The organism is Pseudomonas sp. NPDC086278 (genome assembly GCF_050280905.1).
Lineage (GTDB): Bacteria > Pseudomonadota > Gammaproteobacteria > Pseudomonadales > Pseudomonadaceae > Aquipseudomonas.
Genome location: NZ_JBNNWE010000093.1, coordinates 1 through 23,916, shown reverse-complemented (window position 1 = coordinate 23,916; position 23,916 = coordinate 1). Strand labels below are relative to the sequence as shown.

At 60.5% G+C, this 23,916-nt stretch carries 19 protein-coding genes and 2 pseudogenes; 9 read left to right on the top strand and 12 right to left on the bottom strand.

Annotation, left to right across the window (positions count from 1 at the left end; genetic code table 11):
* Positions 1-4 precede the first annotated feature (4 nt).
* A complete protein-coding gene (locus ACQKP4_RS23265) occupies positions 5-136 on the top strand; it encodes an ATP-binding cassette domain-containing protein (RefSeq protein WP_427635964.1) in 132 nt (43 codons plus the stop codon).
* On the opposite strand, the pseudogene ACQKP4_RS23260 reads toward ACQKP4_RS23265, so the two are convergent.
* The 5 genes and pseudogenes from ACQKP4_RS23260 to ccoN form a co-directional block, all read right to left on the bottom strand.
* Positions 82-918 (bottom strand): annotated as a pseudogene (locus tag ACQKP4_RS23260) (cbb3-type cytochrome c oxidase subunit I); the annotation flags it as partial. The gene ACQKP4_RS23265 and the pseudogene ACQKP4_RS23260 sit on opposite strands and share 55 nt — an antisense overlap.
* Positions 919-1,400: 482 nt before the next feature.
* The gene (gene ccoP / locus ACQKP4_RS23255; protein WP_427635963.1) at positions 1,401-2,354 is read right to left on the bottom strand and encodes a cytochrome-c oxidase, cbb3-type subunit III; all 954 of its coding nucleotides are present in this window, start codon (positions 2,352-2,354) and stop codon (positions 1,401-1,403) included.
* Entirely contained in the window at positions 2,351-2,554 is a 204-nt protein-coding gene (locus ACQKP4_RS23250; RefSeq protein ID WP_427635961.1) for a cbb3-type cytochrome oxidase subunit 3, read from the bottom strand. Before ACQKP4_RS23250 ends, ccoP begins: the two co-directional genes overlap by 4 nt.
* A gap of 3 nt (positions 2,555-2,557) precedes the next feature.
* Positions 2,558-3,166, bottom strand: a complete 609-nt coding sequence (gene ccoO / locus ACQKP4_RS23245; RefSeq protein ID WP_427635960.1) for a cytochrome-c oxidase, cbb3-type subunit II — start codon at positions 3,164-3,166, stop codon at positions 2,558-2,560.
* Positions 3,167-3,176: 10 nt separating this feature from the next.
* Positions 3,177-4,601: a cytochrome-c oxidase, cbb3-type subunit I gene (ccoN, locus tag ACQKP4_RS23240; RefSeq protein ID WP_427635958.1), complete on the bottom strand. Its 1,425-nt coding sequence runs from the start codon at positions 4,599-4,601 to the stop codon at positions 3,177-3,179.
* A 109-nt stretch (positions 4,602-4,710) separates the two neighbouring features.
* Between ccoN and ACQKP4_RS23235 the strand changes: the two genes are divergently transcribed.
* Entirely contained in the window at positions 4,711-5,388 is a 678-nt protein-coding gene (locus ACQKP4_RS23235) for an alpha/beta family hydrolase (RefSeq protein ID WP_427635956.1), read from the top strand.
* Positions 5,389-5,592: 204 nt separating this feature from the next.
* Here ACQKP4_RS23235 and ACQKP4_RS23230 read toward each other — a convergent pair whose 3' ends face one another.
* The 3 genes from ACQKP4_RS23230 to acnA all read right to left on the bottom strand — a co-directional run bounded on the left by ACQKP4_RS23230 (position 5,593) and on the right by acnA (position 11,026).
* Positions 5,593-7,158, bottom strand: a complete 1,566-nt coding sequence (locus tag ACQKP4_RS23230; RefSeq protein WP_427635954.1) for a methyl-accepting chemotaxis protein — start codon at positions 7,156-7,158, stop codon at positions 5,593-5,595.
* A 103-nt stretch (positions 7,159-7,261) separates the two neighbouring features.
* Entirely contained in the window at positions 7,262-8,053 is a 792-nt protein-coding gene (locus ACQKP4_RS23225) for a CPBP family intramembrane glutamic endopeptidase (RefSeq protein ID WP_427635953.1), read from the bottom strand.
* Between the two features lie 231 nt (positions 8,054-8,284).
* A complete protein-coding gene (gene acnA / locus ACQKP4_RS23220; protein WP_427635952.1) occupies positions 8,285-11,026 on the bottom strand; it encodes an aconitate hydratase AcnA in 2,742 nt (913 codons plus the stop codon).
* A 222-nt stretch (positions 11,027-11,248) separates the two neighbouring features.
* Between acnA and rlmM the strand changes: the two genes are divergently transcribed.
* Entirely contained in the window at positions 11,249-12,322 is a 1,074-nt protein-coding gene (gene rlmM / locus ACQKP4_RS23215; protein ID WP_427635951.1) for a 23S rRNA (cytidine(2498)-2'-O)-methyltransferase RlmM, read from the top strand.
* A gap of 178 nt (positions 12,323-12,500) precedes the next feature.
* A complete protein-coding gene (tusA, locus tag ACQKP4_RS23210; protein ID WP_427633864.1) occupies positions 12,501-12,752 on the top strand; it encodes a sulfurtransferase TusA in 252 nt (83 codons plus the stop codon).
* On the opposite strand, the gene ACQKP4_RS23205 is transcribed toward tusA, so the two are convergent.
* Positions 12,749-14,158, bottom strand: a complete 1,410-nt coding sequence (locus ACQKP4_RS23205; protein ID WP_427635949.1) for an MATE family efflux transporter — start codon at positions 14,156-14,158, stop codon at positions 12,749-12,751. The genes tusA and ACQKP4_RS23205 overlap by 4 nt on opposite strands.
* A 199-nt stretch (positions 14,159-14,357) precedes the next feature.
* Between ACQKP4_RS23205 and pdxB the strand changes: the two genes are divergently transcribed.
* On the top strand, positions 14,358-15,500 hold the full coding sequence (pdxB, locus tag ACQKP4_RS23200) for a 4-phosphoerythronate dehydrogenase PdxB (protein ID WP_427635948.1): 1,143 nt from the start codon (positions 14,358-14,360) through the stop codon (positions 15,498-15,500).
* Positions 15,501-15,682: 182 nt separating this feature from the next.
* On the opposite strand, the gene ACQKP4_RS23195 is transcribed toward pdxB, so the two are convergent.
* Positions 15,683-15,862 (bottom strand): PA1571 family protein, encoded by a 180-nt coding sequence (locus ACQKP4_RS23195; protein ID WP_427635947.1) that lies wholly within the window; start codon positions 15,860-15,862, stop codon positions 15,683-15,685.
* A 255-nt stretch (positions 15,863-16,117) separates the two neighbouring features.
* On the opposite strand from ACQKP4_RS23195, the gene ACQKP4_RS23190 reads away from it, so the two are divergent.
* The gene (locus ACQKP4_RS23190) at positions 16,118-17,896 is read left to right on the top strand and encodes an ABC transporter transmembrane domain-containing protein (RefSeq protein ID WP_427635945.1); all 1,779 of its coding nucleotides are present in this window, start codon (positions 16,118-16,120) and stop codon (positions 17,894-17,896) included.
* Between the two features lie 109 nt (positions 17,897-18,005).
* Here the strand turns inward: ACQKP4_RS23190 and ACQKP4_RS23185 are convergent, their stop codons facing one another.
* On the bottom strand, positions 18,006-19,934 hold the full coding sequence (locus tag ACQKP4_RS23185; RefSeq protein ID WP_427635944.1) for a transglycosylase SLT domain-containing protein: 1,929 nt from the start codon (positions 19,932-19,934) through the stop codon (positions 18,006-18,008).
* Between the two features lie 213 nt (positions 19,935-20,147).
* On the opposite strand from ACQKP4_RS23185, the gene ACQKP4_RS23180 reads away from it, so the two are divergent.
* On the top strand, positions 20,148-22,067 hold the full coding sequence (locus tag ACQKP4_RS23180) for an ATP-binding cassette domain-containing protein (RefSeq protein WP_427635942.1): 1,920 nt from the start codon (positions 20,148-20,150) through the stop codon (positions 22,065-22,067).
* Positions 22,068-22,257: 190 nt separating this feature from the next.
* Here ACQKP4_RS23180 and ACQKP4_RS23175 read toward each other — a convergent pair whose 3' ends face one another.
* A complete protein-coding gene (locus ACQKP4_RS23175) occupies positions 22,258-22,695 on the bottom strand; it encodes a universal stress protein (RefSeq protein WP_427635941.1) in 438 nt (145 codons plus the stop codon).
* 104 nt (positions 22,696-22,799) lie between these two features.
* Between ACQKP4_RS23175 and ACQKP4_RS23170 the strand changes: the two genes are divergently transcribed.
* The gene (locus tag ACQKP4_RS23170) at positions 22,800-23,237 is read left to right on the top strand and encodes a hypothetical protein (protein WP_427635939.1); all 438 of its coding nucleotides are present in this window, start codon (positions 22,800-22,802) and stop codon (positions 23,235-23,237) included.
* 538 nt (positions 23,238-23,775) lie between these two features.
* Positions 23,776-23,850, top strand: a pseudogene (locus tag ACQKP4_RS23165) (hypothetical protein); the annotation flags it as partial.
* Positions 23,851-23,916: the final 66 nt, after the last annotated feature.

Genomic DNA, 23,916 nt, shown 5'->3' with positions numbered 1-23,916 from the left:
GGCGATCATCGGGCCGAGCGGCTCGGGTAAAACCACGTTTCTGCGTTGCCTGAATTTTCTGGAGGAACCTACCAGCGGCCGGATCAAGGTCGGTGCCATGCCCAGGGACTGTGCCCAATCCGGCAGTGCGGTGTAGTGCAGGTGGTGCGGACCGGCCCAGATGTACAGGGTGATCAGTGCCCAGAAGTGCACGATGGACAGGCGATAGGAGTAGATCGGACGCTCGGCCTGTTTCGGAACGAAGTAATACATCATCCCCAGGAAGCCGGTGGTCAGGAAGAAACCCACCGCGTTGTGGCCGTACCACCATTGGATCATCGCGTCCGTCGCACCCGAGTAGGCCGAGTAGGACTTGAACAGGCTGACCGGCAGCGACATGTGGTTGACGATGTGCAGCATCGCCGTCACGACGATGAAGGCACCGTAGAACCAGTTGCCGACATAGATGTGCTTGGTCTTGCGCTTGACGATGGTGCCGAAGAACACCAGACCGTAAACGACCCAGACAACGGCCAGCAGAATAGCCAGTGGCCATTCCAGTTCGGCGTATTCCTTGGTGGTGGTGTAACCCAGCGGCAAGGTGACGATTGCGCCGATGATCACCGCTTGCCAACCCCAGAAGTGGAAGGCCGCGAGGCTGTCGGAAATCAGTCGCGTTTGGCAGGTTCGCTGCACGACGTAATAAGAAGTGGCAAACAGTGCACATCCACCGAAGGCGAAAATCACCAGGTTGGTGTGCAACGGGCGTAAGCGTCCAAAAGTCGTCCACGGCAGACCGAAGTTCAATTCCGGCCATACGAGCTGTGAGGCGATGAAGACACCGAGCCCCATGCCAAGGATCCCCCAGACCACCGTCATGATGGCGAACTGGCGGACTACCTTATAGTTATAAGCAGTCGGACTGATTGCTGTGCTCATTCTAAGGTTCCACGGTTTGGGTGTTTTATTAGGAGTAAAAATCGGCCGCAAGTATGGAGAAAGCAGGGGGTCATTGCAACGCGCCATGACCTGGGTCAATGCTTTCAAAAGCTGATTCTGCGGCCTTTCCATGCGCCGCGTAAGGTCAAAATTGCCCATGGACAAAATGTCGCAGCGGAAGAAAAAGGCGAGGGGTACAGGTCAGTTGTAACGGAGTGTGTTGAAACGCAACGATACGGTGACCGATGGCAACCGGCACGACAGCCGGTATCTACCAGCCTTTGCGGCTTGTCATCGAACAGATTCGTCGAACACATCGGCTAATGTCGACCCGGAACCGGTGCTTTACCAGTCCGCATCGAGCAAGCGTAGACCCGAATCCGGGGAACTGGAAGGGGGACTGTTTGAGGGTGCGACAATGGGTCGCAAAGAGGTAGGGAACTGCCGCATCCGGGAGGATGCGGCGGTGGGGCGGTCAAGAACTATTGGTTGTTGCCTTCTGCCTGCAATCGCTCGGTGCCGGCGCCGTGGGACAAGCTGTAAACGTAGGCGGCCAGCAGTTGCACTTTGTCATTGCCGAGCAGTTCGTTCTGCGCCGGCATATGGCCCTGGCGGCCATGGCGAATGGTTTGTTGCAGCTGCGCCAGGCTGGTGCCGTAGATGAAACCGGCCGGGTGCGTCAGGTTCGGCGCGCCCATCGCTTGAGTGCCCTGGCCGTTTGCGCCATGGCAGGCGACACAGGTGGTGCTGAACGCTTGCTGGCCAGCTTGCAGGTCCGCCGTGCTGTCGGCCGGTAATGGCAGGCCGGCGAGGTCGTGACGGACATACGCCGCGACGTTCTTCACGCCGGCCTCACCAAGGATTTCACCCCAGGCCGGCATCGCGGCGATGCGCCCGCCCATGATCGTGGTTTTGATCATGTCGGCATCGCCGCCCCAGCGCCACTCGTTGTCGGCCAGGTTCGGGAAGCCGAAAGCGCCCTTGGCGTCCGAGCCGTGGCACACCGAGCAATTGGAGGCAAACAGGCGGCCGCCCATTTTCAGCGCTTGCGGGTCCTTGGCCACTTCTTCCACCGGCATGGCGGCGAATTTGGCGAAGATCGGTCCGAACTTGGCGTCGGCCTTGTTCATCTCCTTTTCCCATTCATGAACGCCGGTCCAGCCGTCCTCGTAACCCGGCAGGATGCCTTTCCAGTTGCCCAGGCCCGGATAAAGGATCAGGTAACCGACGGCAAACACCAGCGTGCCGGCGAACAGCATGAACCACCATTGCGGCAGCGGGTTGTCGTACTCCTCGATGCCGTCGAAGCTGTGGCCCATGGTCTGGTCGACGCTGCCCTTGGTTTCGCCCTTGCGGGTGCCGATCAACAGCCAGGTCAGGCCGATCAGGCTGCCGAGGGTCAGTACGCAGATCCACGTACTCCAGAAGGTGGTCATGGCCGGGTACTCCTTGTTTCAGGTTCTTGAGTGGTGGCGTCGTCGGGTAGCGGCTCATCGGCGAATGGCAGCAAACGCGCTTCGGCGAATTGCGGGTTGCGCTTGCTGTTGAATACCCACAATGCCAGGCCGACGAAGGCCACAAACACCACGACCGTGCCCAGGCCGCGGATCATTCCACTGCTGATTTCAAAGGGCATGGCTCACCTCTTGCTCTTGATGGCAGTGCCGAGCACTTGCAGGTAGGCGACCAAGGCGTCCATTTCGGTCTTGCCCTTGAGCGAGGCAGTTGCGCCGGCGATGTCGTCGTCGGTGTACGGCACGCCCAGGGTGCGCATGGCGCGGAGCTTGGTTTCGGTGTGGCTGCTGTCGAGTGCGTTGGCGACCAGCCATGGATAGCCGGGCATTTTCGATTCCGGCACCACGTTGCGCGGGTTGTACAAGTGCGCGCGGTGCCAGTCTTCCGAGTAGCGACCGCCAACCCGTGCCAGGTCCGGCCCGGTGCGTTTCGAGCCCCACAGGAACGGGTGATCCCAGACGCTTTCCCCGGCGACCGAGTAGTGGCCGTAGCGTTCGGTCTCGGCGCGAAACGGCCGGATCATCTGCGAGTGGCAACCGACGCAGCCTTCACGGATATAGATGTCGCGACCTTCCAGTTGCAGCGCGGTGTAGGGCTTCATGCCTTCCACCGGTTTATTGGTCACGTCCTGGAAGAACAGCGGGACGATCTGGGTCAGACCGCCGATGCTCACGGCCAGGACCATCAGCAACAGCAACAGGCCGACGTTTTTCTCGATTGTTTCGTGTTTCATGGCGGACTCCTCAAGCCATCTGCGCGGCAGCGGCGGCTTCGGCAGGCTGCGAGGCCCGCACGGTGCGCCAGGTGTTGTAGGCCATCAGCAACATGCCGCTGAAGAAGATCGCACCGCCGACCAGGCGCACGACGAAGCCTGGGTGGCTGGCCACCAGGGTTTCGACGAACGAGTAGGTGAGGGTGCCGTCGTCGTTGATTGCGCGCCACATCAGACCCTGGGTGATGCCGTTGACCCACATCGAGGCGATGTACAGCACGGTGCCGATGGTCGCGAGCCAGAAGTGCGTGTTGATCAGACCGATGCTGTACATCTGCGGGCGACCGAACAGTTTCGGGATCATGTGGTAGATCGCGCCGATGGAGATCATCGCTACCCAGCCCAAAGCGCCGGCGTGAACGTGCCCAATGGTCCAGTCGGTGTAGTGGGAGAGGGCGTTCACGGTCTTGATCGCCATCATCGGCCCTTCGAAGGTCGACATGCCGTAGAACGCCAGCGAGACCACGAGGAAACGCAGGATCGGGTCGCTGCGCAACTTATGCCAGGCACCGGACAAGGTCATCATGCCGTTGATCATCCCGCCCCAGCTCGGCGCGAGCAGGATCAACGACATCACCATGCCCAGCGACTGCGCCCAGTCCGGCAGTGCGGTGTAGTGCAAATGGTGCGGACCGGCCCAGATGTACAGGGTGATCAGCGCCCAGAAATGCACGATCGACAAGCGATAGGAATACACCGGACGCTCGGCCTGCTTCGGCACGAAGTAGTACATCATCCCGAGGAAACCGGCGGTGAGGAAAAAGCCCACGGCGTTATGGCCGTACCACCACTGGACCATGGCATCGGTCGCGCCGGAGTACAGCGAGTAGGACTTGGTGAAACTGACCGGCAACTCAAGGTTGTTGACGATGTGCAGAATCGCCACGGTGATGATGAACGCCCCGAAGAACCAGTTGCCGACGTAGATATGTTTGGTCTTGCGCTTGGCCAGCGTGCCGAAAAACACGATGGCGTAAGCGACCCAGACAATGGTGATCAGGATGTCGATCGGCCATTCCAGCTCGGCGTATTCCTTGGAACTGGTGTAGCCCAGTGGCAGGCTGATCGCCGCCAGGACGATCACCAATTGCCAGCCCCAGAAGCAGAACTGGGCGATTTTCGGTGCAAACAATTGGGTCTGGCAGGTGCGCTGCACGGAATAGAACGAACTGGCAAACAGGGCGCAACCGCCGAAGGCGAAGATCACCGCGTTGGTGTGCAGCGGGCGCAACCGGCCGAAACTGGTCCACGGCAAATTGAAGTTGAGTTCGGGCCAGACCAATTGAGCGGCGAGAAAAACCCCGAGGCCCATACCGACGATGCCCCACACCACCGTCATAATGGCGAATTGGCGGACCACCTTGTAGTTGTAGGCGGTACTGATAGAAGTGTTCATGGTTCCCCATCCACGGTTCAGCCGAAGTGAAGGCCGGTCTTTGCGCGTACGCCGCGAGGCAGACGCTTCCTTCGACTGGAGTTATAGGCAGACTAAAAGCGAGGCAAGCATGGACAAACAGCACAGGGCCAGTATTGACGGGGATCAATGGGCGCAGTGTGTGGCGGATCAAGGATGGCTTTGGAATGCCGCTTCGACGCCTGCCGCGACGACGCTGATTCTCGCCCACGGCGCCGGCGCGCCAATGGACAGCGGCTGGATGAACGACATGGCTGCACGCCTCGCCGATCAAGGCGTCAACGTCTTGCGCTTCGAGTTTCCGTACATGGCGCAACGGCGTGTGGATGGCGGTAAACGACCACCGAACCCGGCCCCGAAACTGCTGGAGTGCTGGCACGAGGTGTATGCCGTGGTGCGACGCCATGTCACTGGGCGCCTGGCCATTGGCGGCAAGTCCATGGGCGGGCGGATGGCAAGTTTGTTGGCGAACGAATTGGCGGCGGATGCGTTGGTGTGCCTGGGGTATCCGTTTTATGCCGTCGGTAAACCGCAAAAGCCTCGGGTCGAGCATCTGGCCGGGCTGAAGACGCGGACGTTGATCGTGCAGGGCGAGCGGGATGCATTGGGCAATCGGGAGGCGGTCGAGGGATATGTCTTGTCGCCGAGTGTCGAAGTGTTCTGGCTGGTCGCGGGGGATCACGATTTGAAGCCATTGAAGGCTTCGGGGTTTACCCATGAGCAGCATTTGGCGGCTGCGGCGCACAAGGTTGCTTCATTCCTGCTGTGAGATTTGCGGTGTCAGTCCCGGCCTCTTCGCGGGCAAGCCCGCTCCCACAGTGGTCTGTGGTGTGGTTTGAATTTTGTGAACAATACAAAATCCTGTGGGAGCGGGCTTGCCCGCGAAGAGGCCGGTTCTGGCGACACACCTTTCAGCCGGGCAATAAAAAACCCGGAAGCCTTCACCGTCCGGGTTTTTTCATTCCAGCATCAATCAGCGGTTAAACCGCTCCACTAACGAATACTGGGTATTCGCGGTTCTGGTCAGCTCTTCACTCAACAGCGCCGAGTTCTGTGCCTGTTCCGAGGTCTGGTCCGCCAGCTGCGAAATGTTGCTGATATTACGGCTGATTTCCTCGGCCACGGCCGTTTGCTCTTCCGTCGCCGCCGCGATCTGCGTGGTCATGTCAGTGATGTTAGCCACCGCTTCGCTGATGCCGACCAGCGCCTGATCCGCTTCCAGTACCCGCGCCACGCCTTCTTCCGCCTGACGATGCCCGGCTTCCATGGTTTGCACCGCGGTGCTGGCAGTCTGTTGCAGCTTGGCGATCAGTGCGTGAATCTGCCCGGTGGATTCGCTGGTGCGTTGCGCCAGTTGCCGCACTTCGTCGGCCACCACCGCAAACCCGCGCCCCATCTCCCCGGCACGTGCCGCTTCGATGGCAGCGTTCAAGGCCAGCAGGTTGGTCTGGTCGGCGATGCCTTTGATCACATCGACCACGCCGCCGATTTCGTCGCTGTCCTTGGCCAGTTGAGTCACGGTCAGGCCGGTTTCGCCGACCACCACCGACAGGCGCTGAATGGCTTCGCGGGTTTCACCGGCAATGTCGCGACCGCGACCGGTCAGGCGATTGGCTTCCTGAGTGGCATCGGCGGTGCGCTGAACGTGGCTGGCGACTTCTTGCGTGGTGGCGGCCATCTGATTGACGGCGGTGGCCACTTGCTCGGTTTCGACGCGTTGACGCTCCAGGCCGCTGGAGCTGCTGTGCGCCAGAGTGTCGGACCGTTTCGCTTGGTCACTCAGGTGCTCGGCAGTGTCCTGCAGCCGGGTCAGGCAGGTTTTCAGGCGCGCTTCCTGGCTGAGGATCGACATTTCCAGACGCGCCTGAGCGCCGCGGCTGTCGGTGTACATCCGTGCGATCAACGGGTCGGAGGTGGTTTGTTCAGCCAGACGCAGCAAGCGCTTGAGGCCGCGCTGCTGCCAGCTCAACCCCAACAGACCCAGCGGCACCGACAGAGCGGCGGCCAGGGCGAACCCCCATTGCGAGGTCAACGTGGCGCCGATGATGAAGCTCAACTGGCTGACCAGAATGAACGGCAGCCAATCCTGCAGTACCGGCAACCATTTATCGGAGGACGGCACCGCCGACTTGCCCTGGTTGATACGCTGGTAAAGCGCTTCGGCCCGCTGGATCTGTTCGGCGGTGGGTTTGATCCGCACCGACTCGTAACCGATCACCTGGTTGCCTTCGAAAACCGGTGTCACGTAGGCGTTAACCCAGTAATGATCACCGCTTTTGCAGCGATTCTTGACGATGCCCATCCATGGCAGGCCTTTTTTCAGTGTGTCCCACATGTGCGCGAACACCGCCGCCGGAACGTCGGGATGACGCACCAGGTTATGCGGCGCGCGGAGCAGTTCCTCACGAGAAAACCCGCTGATGTCGACAAACGCGTCGTTGCAGTAGGTGATCACGCCCTTGGCATCGGTGGTGGAAATCAACCGTTGCTGGGCCGGGAAGGTCCGTTCGCGTTGGGTAATGGGCTGGTTGTTACGCATGGCTTTTTCAATCCGTGAGGCTTTGAAAGGTTGTCGGCAGCGTCAGGATTTAGTTGAAAGTATTTTTCGGTAATCGGCAGTGCGTCGCAAAACGGCTATTGCTTCAACCAGCGAGCATCGGATAAGTGAACAGCGCGAAGTGCAGCAGGTTGAGGCCGAAATGGGTGGCAATCGCGGCGCCCAATCCGCCAAACCGATAAGCCACGCCGTAACCGACGCCGGCCAGGCTCGCCAGCAGCATCCATTGCCAACCCGCGCCCAGATGCACCAGGCCGAACAGCAGCGATGCGAGCAGCAGGGCGAGGTTTTCACCGTAGGGCAGCTGTTTGAAGCGACGACTCAGACCGCCCTGCACATAACCGCGAAACAGCGCTTCTTCGACGAGGGTCACCAGTAACAGGTTGTTCAGCACCCACAGCCACGCCTGGTCCGGCCACTTCGGTGCCCAACTGATCACGCCCAGCAACAGCGCGCCACCCAACGCCAGCACGGCGCTCAATGGCAGGGCGAGGGCGGTGGCGTAAACGCCGAGACGCAACGAGCGGCGGCCGACAATCCACGGGCAAACCAATAACAGCCAGAAGCCGATCAGCGGTTTGTCCTGGTTCAGGTACATGGAAAACGTCACGGCGTCGTCGGTGAAGCGTTGTGGAACGATGCCGCGACCGTTGTAGAAACCCGGCAGCCAGTGCATCGCCAGGGCCACGGCGAGGACGATGAACAATCCGTGACCGATGTAGCGGCCCGCATGAATCCTTTGCTGGCGCACGCAGAAGCCGGCAAACAACAGCAACGCAACGGAAATGCTGGCCATGAAACCGAGCCGACCGTAAGTCAGTGCAACGGCGTAACCGGTGGAGAGGAGGGCCAGGTAGATCCACGGCAGGGCGAGCATTTGAAATCCTTGTGTCGATAATTTTGCAGTCTGACTCGGTCCCGGTGGGATCGAGCTTGCTCGCGAAGGGGCCGTCATATCCAACGTCAATGTTGCTTGCTGGCCCGCTTTCACGAGCAAGCTCGCTCCCCCAGGGATGTGGTGTCGGGCACTTAAAGTGCGGCGATTATAGAGACGTCAGTGGCACAAACAAAAACACCGCCCGAAGGCGGTGTCTGTGTCAGCAGGGAGTTACGACGCAATCAGTTGCCGCAACACGTAATGCAAAATACCTCCGGACTTGAAGTACTCGACTTCATTGAGCGTATCGATCCGGCACAGCACATCGACCTTTTCCTTGCTGCCGTTTTCACGGGTGATCACCAGCGTCAGGTTCATTCGCGGTGTCAACTCGACGCCGGTCAACCCAAGAATATCCAGCGTCTCCTTGCCGGTCAGGTTCAGGCTCTTGCGGTTCTGGTCCAGTTTGAACTGCAACGGCAGCACGCCCATCCCCACCAGGTTGGAGCGGTGAATCCGCTCGAAGCTTTCGGCGATGACCGCTTTGACGCCCAGCAGGTTGGTGCCCTTGGCGGCCCAGTCGCGGCTCGACCCCGTGCCATATTCCTGGCCCGCAATCACCACCAGCGGCGTGCCCGACGCTTGATAACGCATCGCCGCGTCGTAGATCGGCATTTTCTCGCCAGTGGGCATGTAGATCGTATTGCCGCCTTCTTCGCCGCCGAGCATCTCGTTGCGAATGCGGATGTTGGCGAAGGTGCCGCGCATCATCACTTCATGGTTGCCACGCCGCGAGCCGTAGGAGTTGAAGTCTCGCGGCTCCACGCCTTTGTCGCGCAAGTAGTGGCCGGCCGGGCTGTCCGTCTTGATGTTGCCGGCCGGGGAGATGTGGTCGGTGGTCACCGAATCCCCGAGCATCGCCAGGACGCGGGCCCCGGCAACGTCCTTGACCACCGGCGGCGGTCCACCGATGTCATCGAAAAACGGCGGATGCTGGATATAGGTCGAATCGTCCTGCCACACGTAAGTCGCCGCTTGCGGCACTTCAATGGCCTGCCATTGCTCATCGCCGGCAAACACTTCGGCGTATTCCTTGTGGAACATCGCGGTGTTGACCTGGCTCACCGCGTCGGCGATTTCCTGGCTGCTCGGCCAGATGTCCCGCAGGTATACCGGGTTGCCATCCTTGTCGTCACCCAGCGGCTCGCTGCTGATGTCGATGCGCACCGTGCCGGCCAGCGCATAGGCGACCACCAGCGGCGGGGAGGCCAGCCAGTTGGTTTTCACCAACGGGTGCACGCGGCCTTCGAAGTTACGGTTGCCGGACAAGACCGAGGCCACGGCCAAGTCGGCCTTCTGGATGGCTTTCTCGATCGGCTCGGGCAACGGCCCGGAGTTGCCGATGCACGTGGTGCAGCCGTAGCCGACCAGGGCGAAGCCGAGTTGATCAAGGTATTGCGTCAGGCCGGCTGCCTTGTAGTAATCGGTGACCACTTTCGAGCCGGGCGCCAGGGACGTCTTGACCCACGGTTTGCGTTTCAGGCCTTTTTCCACCGCTTTTTTTGCCACCAGCCCGGCGGCCATCATCACGCTCGGGTTCGAGGTGTTGGTGCAGGACGTGATCGCGGCAATCACCACCGCGCCGTTTTTCAGCCGATAAGTGTGGCCGTCGTATTCGTAATCGGTTTCACCGATCAGGTCCGCGTTACCCACCGCGACGCCACCGCCACCTTCACTTTCCAGGCGACCTTCTTCCTTGGTGGTGGGTTTGAATTGCAGGCCCAGAAAGTCACTGAACGCTTGCGCGACATTCGGCAGCGAAACGCGGTCCTGTGGCCGTTTTGGTCCGGCAAGGCTGGCTTCGACACTGGCCATGTCCAGCGCGAGGCTGTCGGTGAAAACCGGTTCCTTGCCCGGCAGGCGCCAAAGGCCTTGGGCTTTGGTGTAGGCCTCGACCAGTTTGACCACTTCGGGTGGGCGGCCGGACAGGCGCAGGTATTCCAGCGTGACGTTGTCCACCGGGAAGAAACCGCAGGTGGCGCCATATTCCGGGGCCATGTTGGCAATGGTTGCGCGATCGGCCAGCGGCAGGTCGGCGAGACCATCGCCGTAGAACTCGACGAATTTGCCGACCACGCCTTTCTTGCGCAGCATCTGCGTGACCGTCAACACCAGATCGGTGGCGGTGATGCCTTCCTTGAGCTTGCCGGTGAGTTTGAAACCGATGACTTCCGGAATCAGCATCGACACCGGTTGCCCGAGCATCGCCGCTTCGGCTTCGATGCCGCCGACGCCCCAGCCGAGCACGCCGAGGCCATTGATCATGGTGGTGTGGGAGTCGGTGCCGACCAATGTGTCGGGGAAGGCGTAGGTGCGGCCGTCTTCGTCCTTGGTCCAGACCGTGCGACCGAGGTATTCCAGGTTGACCTGGTGGCAGATGCCGGTGCCCGGTGGCACCACGCTGAAGTTGTCGAAGGCGCTCTGGCCCCAGCGCAGAAAAGCGTAACGCTCACCGTTGCGCTGCATTTCAATGTCGACGTTCTGTTCGAAAGCGCTGGCGCTGGCGAATTTGTCGACCATTACCGAGTGGTCGATCACCAGGTCCACCGGCGACAGCGGATTGATCCGCTGCGGGTCGCCGCCGGCCTTGGCCATGGCGGCACGCATGGCGGCCAGGTCGACCACGGCCGGCACGCCGGTAAAGTCTTGCATCAGGACGCGGGCCGGGCGGTACTGGATTTCGCGGTCGGAGCGACGCTCCTTGAGCCACGCGGCAATCGCCTTGAGGTCAGCGCCGGTGACGGTTTTCTCGTCTTCCCAGCGCAGCAGGTTTTCCAACAACACTTTCAACGACATCGGCAATTGGTCGAGATCACCGAGGCTCTTGGCAGCGTCGGGCAGACTGAAATAGTGGTAGGTCTTGTCGTCGACTTGCAGGGTTTTGAGGGTTTTCAGGCTATCGAGGGACGGCATTGAAATGACTCCTTTAAGTCCGCACGGCTACGGACTGGGGGGCAGGACAGAGCTTTCAACCTAGCCCTGTTTGAAGGTTAAAGCTAATAACTGGACTCTATGGACAAGTCCGAGGTTCCGAACTCGGCTATCATGCGCCGGTTTTCGTGACAGGCTTTGCTTCAACGCAAGTCTGGGCATCGCGCAGTGGCTGAATTCTTCGCCAACTGCCCAGGAGTAAGAATGAACACCCTTTTCATGCATTGCCGGCCGGGCTTCGAAGGCGAAGTCTGTTCCGAGATTTCCGAACACGCCGCGCGGCTGAACGTGGCCGGTTACGCCAAAGCCAAAACGGCCAGCGCCTGCGCCGAGTTCATCTGCACCGAAGAAGACGGCGCCGAGCGCCTGATGCGCGGCCAGCGTTTTGCCGATCTGATCTTCCCGCGCCAGTGGGCTCGCGGAATTTTCATTGATCTGCCGGAAACCGACCGCATCAGCGTGATCCTCGCGCACATGGCGGACTTTCCGCTGTGCGGCAGCCTGTGGCTGGAAATGGTCGACACCAACGATGGCAAGGAGCTGTCGAACTTCTGCAAGAAGTTCGAAGTGCACCTGCGCAAGGCGCTGATGGCCGCCGGCAAACTGGTGGACGACGCGCACAAGCCGCGCCTGCTGCTGACCTTCAAAAGCGGTCGCGAAGTGTTCATGGGGCTGGCCGAGTCGAACAACTCGGCGATGTGGCCGATGGGCATTCCGCGCCTGAAGTTCCCGCGTGACGCGCCAAGCCGTTCGACGCTGAAGCTGGAAGAGGCGTGGCACCACTTCATCCCGCGCGATCAGTGGGACGAGCGTCTGCACAGCGACATGACCGGCGTCGACCTCGGCGCGGCGCCTGGCGGCTGGACCTGGCAACTGGTCAATCGCGGCATGCTGGTGACGGCCATCGACAACGGCCCGATGGCCGAAAGCCTGATGGACACCGGCCTGGTGCAGCACTTGATGGCCGACGGTTTCACCTTCAAGCCTCGCCAGCCAGTGGACTGGATGGTCTGCGATATCGTCGAAAAACCGGCGCGCAACGCCGCGATGCTGGAAGAGTGGATTGGCGAGGGCCATTGCCGCGAAGCGGTGGTCAACCTGAAGTTGCCGATGAAACAGCGTTATGCCGAAGTGAAGCGCCTGCTCGAACGCATTGCCGAGGGCTTCAAGGAGCGCGGGATTCGGGTCGAGATCGGCTGCAAGCAGCTGTACCACGACCGCGAGGAAGTGACCTGCCATTTGCGCCGCATTGACGTAAAGAAACCCAAGTCCCGCTAACCACGCGGACTACTAATGTGGGAGCGGGCTGTGTGGCGAGGGGGCTTGCCCCCGTTGGGTCGCGAAGCGGCCCTGAAGCATATTTCGGAAGGCAGACGGGGTGATGTGGCATCCGACAAGCCCCCTCGCCACAAAACCGGCAATGCGCGACAATGCCGGCCAGTTCCAGGAGTGAATCATGAGTGAAATGCTTGATACGCCGGTAGACGGCACCCTCGACGCTACCGGCCTGAACTGCCCGGAGCCGGTGATGATGCTGCACCAGCACATTCGTGACCTGGCCCCCGGCGGCTTGCTCAAGGTGATCGCGACCGACCCGTCGACCCGTCGCGACATTCCCAAGTTCTGTGTCTTTCTCGACCACGAGTTGGTGGGCCAGCACGAAGAGGCGGGCACCTACCTGTACTGGATCCGCAAGAAACTCGCTTAACCCGCCGAATGGCTGATGCGAATCCGCTTGCGTGCACTGCGCGTCAGGCGGATTGACAGCATCAGCGCCGCGCAACTCAAGCCTACGATCAAACCCTGCCACAGCCCGCTCGGGCCGCTTGGCGCGCCGAGCCAATCGGTCAGCCCCAGCGCGTAGCCCACCGGCAAGCCAATGCCCCAATAGGCGAACAGCGTCAGGATCATCGTCACCCGTGTGTCCTGATAACCGCGCAGCGCGCCGGCTGCCGTGACCTGGATTGCATCGGAAAACTGGAACAGCGCCGAATACACAATCAGCATCGCCGCGACGTGAATCACCGTCGGGTCGGTGGTGTAGATCGTTGCGATGTGTTCGCGCAGCAACAGCATCATGCTCGCCGACAGGCAGGCATAGGCCAGCGCGCTGCCCATGCCGACGCCAGCGGCGAAGCGCGCTTCACGGGGTTCATTGCGCCCCAGTGCCTGGCCGACGCGCACGGTGACGGCCATGCCCAGCGAGTAAGGGATCATGAACACCAGCGAGCTGACGTTCAGCGCGATCTGGTGGCCGGCGACGACGGTGGCGCCGAGGCTGCCGATCAGCAGGGCAATCACCGCGAAGATGCTCGATTCGGCGAACACCGCGATGCCGATGGGCAGGCCGATGCTCAGCAAGCGTTTGATCACCGCCCATTGTGGCCAGTCGAAGCGGCTGAACAGCTCGCTTCGGCGATAGGCAGGTGCCCAGCGTGTATAGGCCGCCATGCCGACGGCCATGAACCACATCACAATCCCGGTCGCCCAGCCGCAGCCGGCACCGCCCATCGCGGGTACGCCCAGGTGGCCATAAATGAACACGTAGTTCAGCGGGATGTTCAGCGCCAGGGCGCACAAGCCGAGGATCATCGCCGGGCGAGTGCGGCCCATGCCATCACTGAAACAGCGCAACACATGGTAGAACGCGACCGCTGGCAACCCGCTGGCGATGCCGTGCAGGTATTGCATGCACGGGCCGATCAACTCCGGATCGACCTTCATGAGGTGCAGGATCGGTTCGGCAGCGATCAACATGCCGGTGGCCATCAGGCCAACCACCAGCGCCAGCCATAGCGCCTGGCGCACGATCGGGCCGATTTCGCTGTGCGTGCCGGCGCCGAAGCGCTGGGCGACTTTCGGCGTGGTGGCCAGCAGCGTGCCGGTCATCAACAGGAATACCGGCACCCAGATCGAGTTGCCCAAGGCTACTGCCGCCAGATCTCGCGGCCCGACCCGTCCCGCCATCACCGCATCGACGAAGCCCATCGCGGTGGTTGCCAGTTGCGCAATCATGATCGGCAGGGCCAGGCCGAGCAGGTTTTTCAGCTCCAGGCGTACCCGTGCCGGGCGGGTGAGGGAAATAGCAGCGGGGCGGTCAGTCACGGAGTTCAAGGGCGAAACGTCCAAAGGTTTTGATGCGCAAGGCGACGCATTCTACGCGCTGACGCAATGGTCAGGAAAAGTCCTGTGTTACCTATTTGTAATCGACTGCCGAACGCAGAGACACTTCCACTCACCACAAGGGCCGAATGCCCGCTGGCCCATCACCTTCTTCTGCGCCTACACTGCCGGTCCCCCCAAGGAGCCTGCCATGCTGATTGTTGCCGACGAAAATATCCCGCTGCTCGATGCCTTTTTTGCAGGTTTCGGCGAAATCCGCCGGGTGCCGGGACGTTCCATCGACCGCGCCACCGTCGAGCAGGCCGACGTGCTGCTGGTGCGCTCGGTGACCAACGTCAACCGATCATTGCTCGAAGGCAGCAACGTGAAATTTGTCGGCACGTGCACCATCGGCACGGATCATCTGGACCTGGACTACTTTCAACAGGCCGGCATTACCTGGTCCAGCGCCCCTGGCTGCAATGCCCGTGGCGTGGTCGATTACGTAGTGGGCAGCCTGCTGACCCTGGCCGAAATCGAAGGCGCCGACCTGACGCAACGCACCTACGGTGTGATTGGCGCGGGTGAAGTCGGCGGTCGTCTGGTCAAGGTCCTGCAAGGTCTGGGCTGGAAGGTGCTGGTGTGTGATCCGCCACGGCAGGCGGCGCAAGGCGGCGACTTCGTCAGCCTCGAGCAGATCATCGAACAGTGCGACGTTATCAGCCTGCACACACCGCTGAAAAAGCATGGCGCCCATTCGACCTGGCATCTGTTCGATAAAACCCGTTTGAACCAGCTCAAGCCCGGCGCCTGGCTGATCAACGCCAGTCGCGGCCCGGTGGTGGACAACGCCGCTTTGCGTCAGGTGCTGTTGCAGCGCGAAGACCTGCAAGCGGTGCTGGACGTCTGGGAAGGTGAACCTGAGGTTGATGTGGCGTTGGCCGAACTCTGCGTACTGGCGACGCCGCACATTGCCGGGTACAGCCTGGATGGCAAACAGCGCGGGACGGCGCAGATCTATCAAGCGTATTGCGCGTTTCTCGGTCAGCCAGCCGAAGTCAGCCTGAGTGATTTGCTGCCGGCACCGTGGTTGTCGCAGGTGACGTTGCATGCCGACACTGACCCCGCGTGGGCGCTGGCGATGTTATGCCGTGGTGTGTACGACCCGCGCCGTGATGATGCGGATTTTCGTCGCAGCCTGGTTGGCAGCGTGGGCGAGCAACGTGCGGCGTTTGACGCGCTGCGCAAGCATTACCCGCAGCGGCGCGAGATCGATGGGTTGCAGGTACGGATTGAGGGGGACGCGCCTGAGTTGCTGAAGATTGTGGCGGCATTGGGTGCAACGGCTGTCTAGGGACCGAGTCGATTCCTTTGCGAGCAAGCCCGCTCCCACAGGATTTGGGTTGTTCGTAAAACAGCTGGACAATCCAAAACCTTGTGGGAGCGTGGCATGCCCGCGATAGGGTGCGCAGCACCCTCAAAAAGCACCCACAAAAAACCCGGCCATCAGGACCGGGTCAAGAAGACGTGGCTATATCACTTTTGTTCGGCAGGCTTGACCAATCGCTTCTCCAGTTCGCTGCACGCTTGCTGGATCATGTCTTCAGTGATCGGTACTTCGCGCCCATCCTTGTCAATAATTGAGCAACCCAGAGACTGGTGTGGCTGCGTGCGGATCACTTGAATCTTGTCATCGCTGCTGTTTTGCAAGGACATGGCCTGTCTCCTCTTCAGGTGTGTGCTTACTCTAAAACCGCCAGGTGACCAGGCTGTGACAACTCCCTGCGATCTTTCCCGAACGGCAACATCAGTCCACCAGAATTTTTGTGACGTTGCCACCCGGACATTAGACCAATAGCGTCTAGGCCCTAGTCGTTGCGGTCATATTTAACCTGACTCATTGTGATTTACAGAGTTCCGCCCCATCTCTGTGTGTAGGCTTGCCCCATTATTTGCGAACTGGAAGACCTCATGCTCTCTGCTCGACACCGCCGTGCGATTCGTCTGACCAGCCGCTTTTTAGCCCCCTATCGATGGCAAGCGCTGGGTGCCTTGCTGGCGCTGATTGTCACGGCCGGCATCACCTTGTCCATGGGGCAGGGGATTCGCCTGTTGGTGGATCAGGGGTTCATGACCCAGTCGGCGCACTTGCTCAACCAGACCATTGGCCTGTTCATGCTGCTGGTGCTCGGCCTGGCGATCGGCACCTTTGCGCGCTTTTATCTGGTGTCGTGGATTGGCGAACGGGTGGTCGCGGACATTCGCCGACAAGTGTTCAACCATCTGGTGTACCTGCATCCGGGCTTCTACGAAGACAATCGCAGTTCCGAAATCCAGTCGCGGCTGACCGCCGACACGACATTGTTGCAATCGGTGATCGGCTCTTCGCTGTCGCTGTTTCTGCGCAATCTGCTGATGGTGATCGGCGGGATCGTGCTGCTGTTTATCACCAACCCGAAACTCACCAGCATCGTGGTCGTCGCCTTGCCGCTGGTGGTCGCACCGATCCTGATCTTCGGTCGCCGGGTGCGCAGTTTGTCGCGCCTGAGCCAGGACCGGATCGCCGACATCGGCAGCTACGTTTCCGAAACCCTCAGCCAGATCAAAACCGTGCAGGCCTACAACCATCAGGTGCAGGACGAAAAACGCTTTGCGGTGACCGTGGAAGAAGCGTTCAACACTGCGCGCAAACGCATTTTCCAGCGGGCCTGGCTGATCACGCTGGTGATCCTGCTGGTGCTGGGCGCGGTGGGCGTGATGCTGTGGGTCGGCGGCATGGACGTGATCGCCGGGCGAATCTCGGCGGGCGAACTGGCGGCATTTGTCTTTTACAGCCTGATCGTCGGCAGTGCTTTCGGCACCTTGAGCGAAGTCATCGGAGAGCTGCAACGAGCGGCAGGCGCGGCCGAACGGATTGCCGAATTACTGCGTTCGCAAAACATCATTCAGCCGCCGACCTCAGGCCTGGTGACCTTGCCGGAGCGGGTGAAGGGCAATCTGCTGCTGCAGGACGTGCGTTTTTCCTACCCGTCGCGCCCGGAAAGCTTCGCCGTCGACGGCTTGAGTCTGACCATCAACGCTGGCGAAACCCTGGCCCTGGTTGGCCCGTCCGGTGCCGGTAAATCCACCGTGTATGACCTGCTGCTGCGTTTTTACGACCCGGCCTCGGGGCAGATCCTGCTGGATGGCGTGCCGCTGACCCAGCTCGATCCGCTCGACCTGCGCCGCTGCTTTGCATTGGTCTCGCAAAACCCGGCGCTGTTCTTCGGCAGCATCGAAGAGAACATCCGCTATGGCAACCCGACGGCCACGCTGGCGCAGGTTCAGGACGCCGCAAAAATCGCCTACGCCCATGACTTCATCGAAGCCATGCCCAATGGCTACCAGACGCATCTGGGCGACGGCGGCCTCGGTCTGTCCGGCGGTCAGCGCCAACGCCTGGCCATTGCTCGCGCGCTGCTGGTGGACGCGCCGATTCTGTTGCTCGACGAAGCCACCAGCGCCCTCGATGCCCAAAGCGAACACTTGATCCAGCAGGCCCTGCCCAGCCTGATGAAAAACCGCACCACGCTGGTCATCGCCCACCGACTGGCGACGGTGAAAAATGCTGATCGGATCGCGGTGATGGATCAGGGCAAACTGGTAGCGGTGGGCACCCATCAGGAGTTGATTGCGAGCAATGCGCTGTATGCGAGGTTGGCGGCGTTGCAGTTCAGTGACGGTAAAGCGGAACTCGGACTGCATCTGTAGCGCTGTCGAATGAACCGAGGCTGTGATCTTTTGCCGTTGCTCTGACAAAAATGCCCGCATCAATCGATGCGGGCATTTTGTTTAAGGCCTGGAGCACGATCACCAACGGTCATTGATCATCAAAATACCGTTCATGCCAATCCACCAGCGGTTGCGGCGAGTTGAGCTTCTGGCCGTAGATCACCGAGTACGACAGCACGTTTTGCACGTATTGACGGGTTTCGTCGAACGGAATGCTTTCTATCCATACGTCGAAGCTCAAGTGGTCCGCGCCGCGCAGCCATTGCCGCACGCGGCCGGGGCCCGCGTTGTAGGCGGCGGAGGCGAGGACGCGGTTGCCGTTGAATTGGGCATGGACCTGGCTCAGGTACGCGGCGCCGAGCTGGATGTTTTTGTCCGGGTCGAGCACTTGCTGCGGCGAGGCCAGGGGGATGCTGAACTTGCGCGCGGTTTCCTTGGCGGTGCCGGGCATCAGTTGCATCAGGCCGCTGGCGCCGACGCCGGAGCGCGCGTCGTCCATGAAGGCACTTTCCTGGCGAGTGATGGCGAATACCCAACTGGAATGCAGGCCGCGAGTCTTGGCTTCACGCACCAGCGTTTCGCGGTGAGCCATCGGGAAGCGGATGTCCAGATCGTCCCAATACTGCGCCTGACTGATGGTGCGGATAGCCGGGAAATACCACTTCAAGTCGTAGGCCAGTTTCGCCTGCGCGACCATTTCGTCACGGCTGAAGTGGCGGCTGACGTGATACCACTCGCGTCGACCGTCGACGATCTGCCCGCGAGCGTGGAATTCCAGCGCACGACGCACGCCCGGCGTGTTGCGCACTTTGTTTATCAGCGCCTGGCTCAGCACCAACGGTTTGTTGATCAGCGAGTAAGGTGACTGCGAGCGATCAGCGGCGAGGAAACCGTAGAAATCCCGCTCACGGGCGAGGCTCTTGTACAGGGCTTGCGCTTCCGAATTCTGTGGTTGCGCCAGTTCCAGGCTCCGCGCCTGCCAGTAACGCCAGCGATTGGTGGTCGCCAGATCCTGCGGCAAACGGCGCGTCAGTTGATAGGCGTCGTCCCAGCGGGCCAGGCGCAGCAGCAAGCGCAGGCGCCATTCCGACACGGTGTTGTCGCGCAGTTCCGGGTCGTACTTGGTCATGACGTCCAGCGCGCGCGGGTCGAAACGGCGGGCCAGGGTCAGGCCGATTTCACGGGCGATGGCGACTTTTTCATCTCGCGAGAAGTGCATGCTGCTGGCATAGCCGTCGAGCAGGTCCATCGCCTTGTCCGGATCTTGCTTGGCCAGGCGCCGCAGGCCGAGGCTGACGATGTCGGACATCGGCTCATCGGCCGGTACGAAGCGCGACGGTTGGTTCAGCAGTTCCGGTTTCTGCGCCACATCCACCAGCAAGCGACCGCGCGGGGCGAGGGTGGTCAGGCCGTTGACGAGGCTGTTGGCCAGCGGATAGTTGCGTGCCTGGGCGGCGAGCTTGGCGCGTTCCCAGCGTTTCTGTTCGGTCAGTTGACCTTCGGCGGCCCATTGCCCGAATAGCGCGTCGCAGGCAGCGGGTTGGGATTTGCCGGTCAGCCAGAGTTTGTCGGCGTTGGCGTAGCCTTCGGCTTTCTGGTTATGACCGATCTGATACTGCGCGTTCAGGCAGTCCAGTTCGGTGAAGTTGAGCTTGGGGTCGTAATACTTGACGAAGGTCGCCCAGTCGCCACGGTCGGCCAGCCAGCGCAACCAGCGCAACTTCATCCAGTTGGCCTGGGGCAAGTCACCGTGTTCGGCGAGGAATTTCTCGATTTCTTCATTGCTCGCGGTTTTCAGGCGCGCGGTCAGTTCGTCATAGGCCAGGTACGGCTCCAGCGGGTAATCGCTGAGCGCCTGGCTGTAACGGAAATAAGGGCCGGTATCGCCCTTGGCCAAGGCACGCTTGGCTTCATCGTAATATTGACGTTGGGTAGACAAGTCCACCGCTTGGGCGGATTGAACGGCAGTGGCAGAAAGAAGCAAACAAGACAAAAGACTGAAAAGGCGACTGCGCATGAGACATCCGGGCAGAGAAATCATGACAAGTGCCGGCAAGGCCAGCACTGAATTGTCTGTAGCTTAGCCTTTTGCCAGCAACGGGCGAAAGCTTTGGCAGCCTCTCGGCATAAGTTCGCAACAAATGTCATGCAGAGTGCCACGAAGGTGAAATTGCCGGCCTTCTGAAGCCTCAAGTCAGGTAGAATGCGCGCCCGGTTTTTGGAGAAGCTCATGACCCTGCTCAAATTCAGCGATGTGTCCCTTGCTTTCGGCGCTATGCCGTTGTTGGACAAGGTGTCCTGGCAGATCGCCCGTGGTGAGCGGGTGTGCATCATCGGCCGCAACGGCACTGGCAAGTCCAGCATGATGAAGCTCGTCAAGGGCGACCAGAAGCCCGATGAAGGCTCCGTCTGGCGTGCACCTGGCCTAAAGATTGGCGAATTGCCGCAAGAATTGCCGGTAGCCGACGAGCGGACCGTGTTCGACGTCGTCGCCGAAGGTCTGGACGGGGTTGGCGAATTGCTCGCGCAGTATCACCACCTGAGCCAGAACATCGTCACCGACGCCGACCTGGACAAGCTGATGCACGTCCAGCACGACCTCGAAGCCCGCGATGGCTGGCGTTTGCAGCAATTGGTCGACAGCACCTTGAGCCGTCTGCAGTTGCCGGCCGACAAGACCCTCGCCGAATTGTCCGGCGGCTGGCGTCGTCGCGTCCTGCTGGCGCAGGCACTGGTTTCCGAACCGGACCTGCTGCTGCTCGACGAACCGACCAACCACCTGGACATCGGTGCGATTGCCTGGCTCGAAGAAGCGCTGAAGGATTTCCAGGGCGCCGTGCTGTTCATCACGCACGACCGTTCATTCCTGCAGAACCTCGCGACCCGCATTCTTGAACTGGACCGTGGCGGCCTGATCGACTGGAACGGCGACTACGCCAGTTTCCTCGTGCACAAAGAAGCTTCCCTGGCCGCTGAAGAAACCGCCAACGCGCTGTTCGACAAGAAACTGGCCCAGGAAGAAGTCTGGATCCGCCAGGGCATCAAGGCCCGTCGCACCCGTAACGAAGGCCGCGTCCGCGCGTTGAAGGCTTTGCGCGTCGAGCGCAGTGAGCGCCGTGAGCGCACCGGCAAGGCCAACATTCAGCTGGACACCGCTGACAAGTCCGGCAAGCAGGTGATGGTCCTCGAGAACGTGAGCTTCGCTCACCCGGGCGGCCCGTTCCTGATCAAGGACTTCTCGATGGTCCTGACGCGCGGCGACCGTATCGGTCTGCTCGGCGCCAACGGTACCGGCAAAACCACGCTGCTGAAGCTGATGCTCAGCGGTCTGCAGCCAACCAGCGGCACAGTGGAAGAGGGGACGCGCATCGACGTGGCCTACTTCGACCAGTTGCGCCATCAACTGGACCTGGAAAAGACCGTGATCGACAACGTTGCCGAAGGTCGCGACTTTATCGACATCGATGGTCAGAGCCGTCACGTGCTGAGCTACCTCGGCGACTTCCTGTTCAGCCCGCAGCGTGCCCGCACGCCGGTCAAGGCACTGTCGGGTGGCGAGCGTGCGCGTCTGTTGCTGGCGAAACTGTTCAGCAAGCCAGCCAACCTGCTGGTACTCGACGAACCGACCAACGACCTCGATGTGGAAACGCTCGAGCTGCTGGAAGAGGTCTTGCTGACCTTTAACGGCACCGTGCTGATGGTCAGCCACGACCGGGCATTCCTCGACAACGTGGTCACCAGCACCCTGGTCTTCGAAGGTGAAGGCAAGGTTCGCGAATACGTCGGTGGTTATCAGGACTGGCTGCGTCAGGGCGGTTCGCCGCGCCTGCTGGGCGTGACGGAGAGCAAGTCCGGCAAAGCCGACCTGACTTCCGCGGTCGTGACGGCAGAGGCTGCACCTGTTGCGGCGGCGGTCGAAGCGCCGGTGGCGAAGAAAAAGCTCAGCTACAAGTTGCAGCGTGAGCTGGAAATGTTGCCGGCTCAGATCGAAGCCATGGAAAAGCAGATTGCCGCGGTTGAAGCGCAGATGGCGGACACGGCGTTTTATCAGCGCCCGGCTGCCGAGACTGCGGCGGTGATCGCTCAGCTTGAGCAGTTGCAGGCTGAACTCGACGTGATGGTCGAGCGTTGGGCCGAGCTGGATGCCTGAATGATCCTGCAATAAAAAAGCCCGGCGCTCAGTGATGAGCGCCGGGCTTTTCATATGTAATGCGACTCGCGATTAATGCAAATCCCCTGTGGGAGCGGGCTTGCTCGCGAAGGCGGTTTAACGTTCAACAAATGCGCTGACTGTTACGCCGCTTTCGCGAGCAAGCCCGCTCCCACATCGTTGCGTGATATCAGCTTTTGACCAGGCGTACCGCGAGGACATCGCACGGCGCGCCGTGCAGCACGTCGTTGGCTGTGGAGCCCAGTAGCAATGCGAGGCCGTGACGACCGTGGCTGCCGACCACGATCAGGTCGCAACCCTGCTCTTTGGTCAGGTGATGAATCTCCTGGCGCGGCTGGCCGTAGGTCAAATGGCTGTATTCCCTGGAGAGTTCCGGATACTTCAGGATCAAGCGGTCAAGGCGCTCCTTGGCCTGATCGAACTGTTGCTGTTGCAGCTGCGAAAGGTCCATCGGCACATCGCCGCCAAAGGCCATGGCCATCGGCTCGACAATGTGTACGAGTGACAGCTTGGCACCGTTGCTTACCGATAACTCGCGAGCACGATGGATAACAGGATCGCACTCTTCGGTTAGATCTACAGCAACAAGAATGTGGGTGTAGGGCATGAGGTGCTCCTCCTGAGGATTGCAATGTTGGTAAGTATGGCTGGTTTCAAGCGCAATGGTTCTGAAGTGACTCAAAGCGCTCATCAAGAATCGGGAGTAGAGATATGACGGTCTGGATCATGGTGTCAATCCTGCTGGTGGTATTGAGTCCGCTGGCTTGGTTGCGGCCGTCTCGCGCCCAGGGCGGTCGGATGGCGTTGCGGATGGAAGCGCGACGCATTGGCCTGGCCATGCAGTTGGCGCCTCAGGAATGGCCGCACTGGCTGGTCCCTGAGCCGCCGAGCCCGTGCGCGCAATACCATAGGCCGCGGCGCGGCAACCAGCCAGCGTGCTGGAGTTATTGGCAGAAATCGCCCGGTGTTTGGGTAAATCAGTGGCAGGAAGTCTGCGAGGAACCCGCACTGTTGATTCATTTCGAAAAGTTGCCAGCCAACGTCTACAAGGTCGAAGCCGACAAACAGATGATCACGCTGTATTGGGGCGAGAAGGGCGAAGCGACGGTGTTGCAGGACATTGATGCGGTGCTGAAAGCGCTGGCATAACTCATGGAAAATTCGCGCTGCAATGGCGCGATGTCCGACAGACAGGCAATAAAAAGCCCGACATCATCATCGGGCTGGGGTTGGCCAGGCAGGCCGGTAATTCGTTGTGGTGCAGATCTTACGCTGGGCATTCGCAATAAGCGTTGATATTTTTTCTTCGGATTCACGCCAGCGTAGCTTGTTAAACAAGGGCTGCAGCGAATTAGGGCGACTTTTCTAACTATTGATTCTATGAATGGCTTCGCATGCGCCTGCGTGTTGGAGATCTTCGCAGTACGGAAGTGACCGCAAAGTCGCGTTTCAACCCGTATTTTGGGCGATTGACAATTGTCGGAAATTCCGTGAAGGTGGCGTACCCAAATCAAACGGGCGTATGAATTGAGCGTTTGCATTGCAGACCGTTCCTACAGAATCCCGACTATCGCGTTGGCGGGTGTGCCGGGTGGATTGGCGTTAGCATCGACGAAAAGCGTCCTGCCGAGCCATTCGCCTGCGTCCGACGTGTACTGTTCAGCTTCCATATCGTGGAGATCAGTTGATGATTTACGAAGGTAAAGCCATCACGGTTAAGGCTCTTGAAAGTGGCATCGTCGAATTGAAATTCGACCTCAAGGCCGGACATCACCGCTCGCGGTTACAAAATGATCTTCCGTACTATCGGTCTGGACAGCGCCCAGGG

Excerpts from the sequence above, each read along its gene's own strand:
- pdxB (WP_427635948.1), top strand. The coding sequence starts at position 14,358 with ATGCTGATTGTTGCCGACGAAAATATCCCGCTGCTCGATGCCTTTTTT.
- ACQKP4_RS23230 (WP_427635954.1), bottom strand. The coding sequence starts at position 7,158 with ATGCGTAACAACCAGCCCATTACCCAACGCGAACGGACCTTCCCGGCC.
- ccoP (WP_427635963.1), bottom strand. The coding sequence starts at position 2,354 with ATGACCACCTTCTGGAGTACGTGGATCTGCGTACTGACCCTCGGCAGC.
- ccoN (WP_427635958.1), bottom strand. The coding sequence starts at position 4,601 with ATGAACACTTCTATCAGTACCGCCTACAACTACAAGGTGGTCCGCCAA.
- ACQKP4_RS23175 (WP_427635941.1), bottom strand. The coding sequence starts at position 22,695 with ATGCCCTACACCCACATTCTTGTTGCTGTAGATCTAACCGAAGAGTGC.
- ccoO (WP_427635960.1), bottom strand. The coding sequence starts at position 3,166 with ATGAAACACGAAACAATCGAGAAAAACGTCGGCCTGTTGCTGTTGCTG.
- rlmM (WP_427635951.1), top strand. The coding sequence starts at position 11,249 with ATGAACACCCTTTTCATGCATTGCCGGCCGGGCTTCGAAGGCGAAGTC.
- acnA (WP_427635952.1), bottom strand. The coding sequence starts at position 11,026 with ATGCCGTCCCTCGATAGCCTGAAAACCCTCAAAACCCTGCAAGTCGAC.
- ACQKP4_RS23185 (WP_427635944.1), bottom strand. The coding sequence starts at position 19,934 with ATGCGCAGTCGCCTTTTCAGTCTTTTGTCTTGTTTGCTTCTTTCTGCC.
- ACQKP4_RS23235 (WP_427635956.1), top strand. The coding sequence starts at position 4,711 with ATGGACAAACAGCACAGGGCCAGTATTGACGGGGATCAATGGGCGCAG.
- ACQKP4_RS23170 (WP_427635939.1), top strand. The coding sequence starts at position 22,800 with ATGACGGTCTGGATCATGGTGTCAATCCTGCTGGTGGTATTGAGTCCG.
- ACQKP4_RS23190 (WP_427635945.1), top strand. The coding sequence starts at position 16,118 with ATGCTCTCTGCTCGACACCGCCGTGCGATTCGTCTGACCAGCCGCTTT.
- ACQKP4_RS23250 (WP_427635961.1), bottom strand. The coding sequence starts at position 2,554 with ATGCCCTTTGAAATCAGCAGTGGAATGATCCGCGGCCTGGGCACGGTC.
- ACQKP4_RS23180 (WP_427635942.1), top strand. The coding sequence starts at position 20,148 with ATGACCCTGCTCAAATTCAGCGATGTGTCCCTTGCTTTCGGCGCTATG.
- ACQKP4_RS23195 (WP_427635947.1), bottom strand. The coding sequence starts at position 15,862 with ATGTCCTTGCAAAACAGCAGCGATGACAAGATTCAAGTGATCCGCACG.
- ACQKP4_RS23225 (WP_427635953.1), bottom strand. The coding sequence starts at position 8,053 with ATGCTCGCCCTGCCGTGGATCTACCTGGCCCTCCTCTCCACCGGTTAC.
- tusA (WP_427633864.1), top strand. The coding sequence starts at position 12,501 with ATGAGTGAAATGCTTGATACGCCGGTAGACGGCACCCTCGACGCTACC.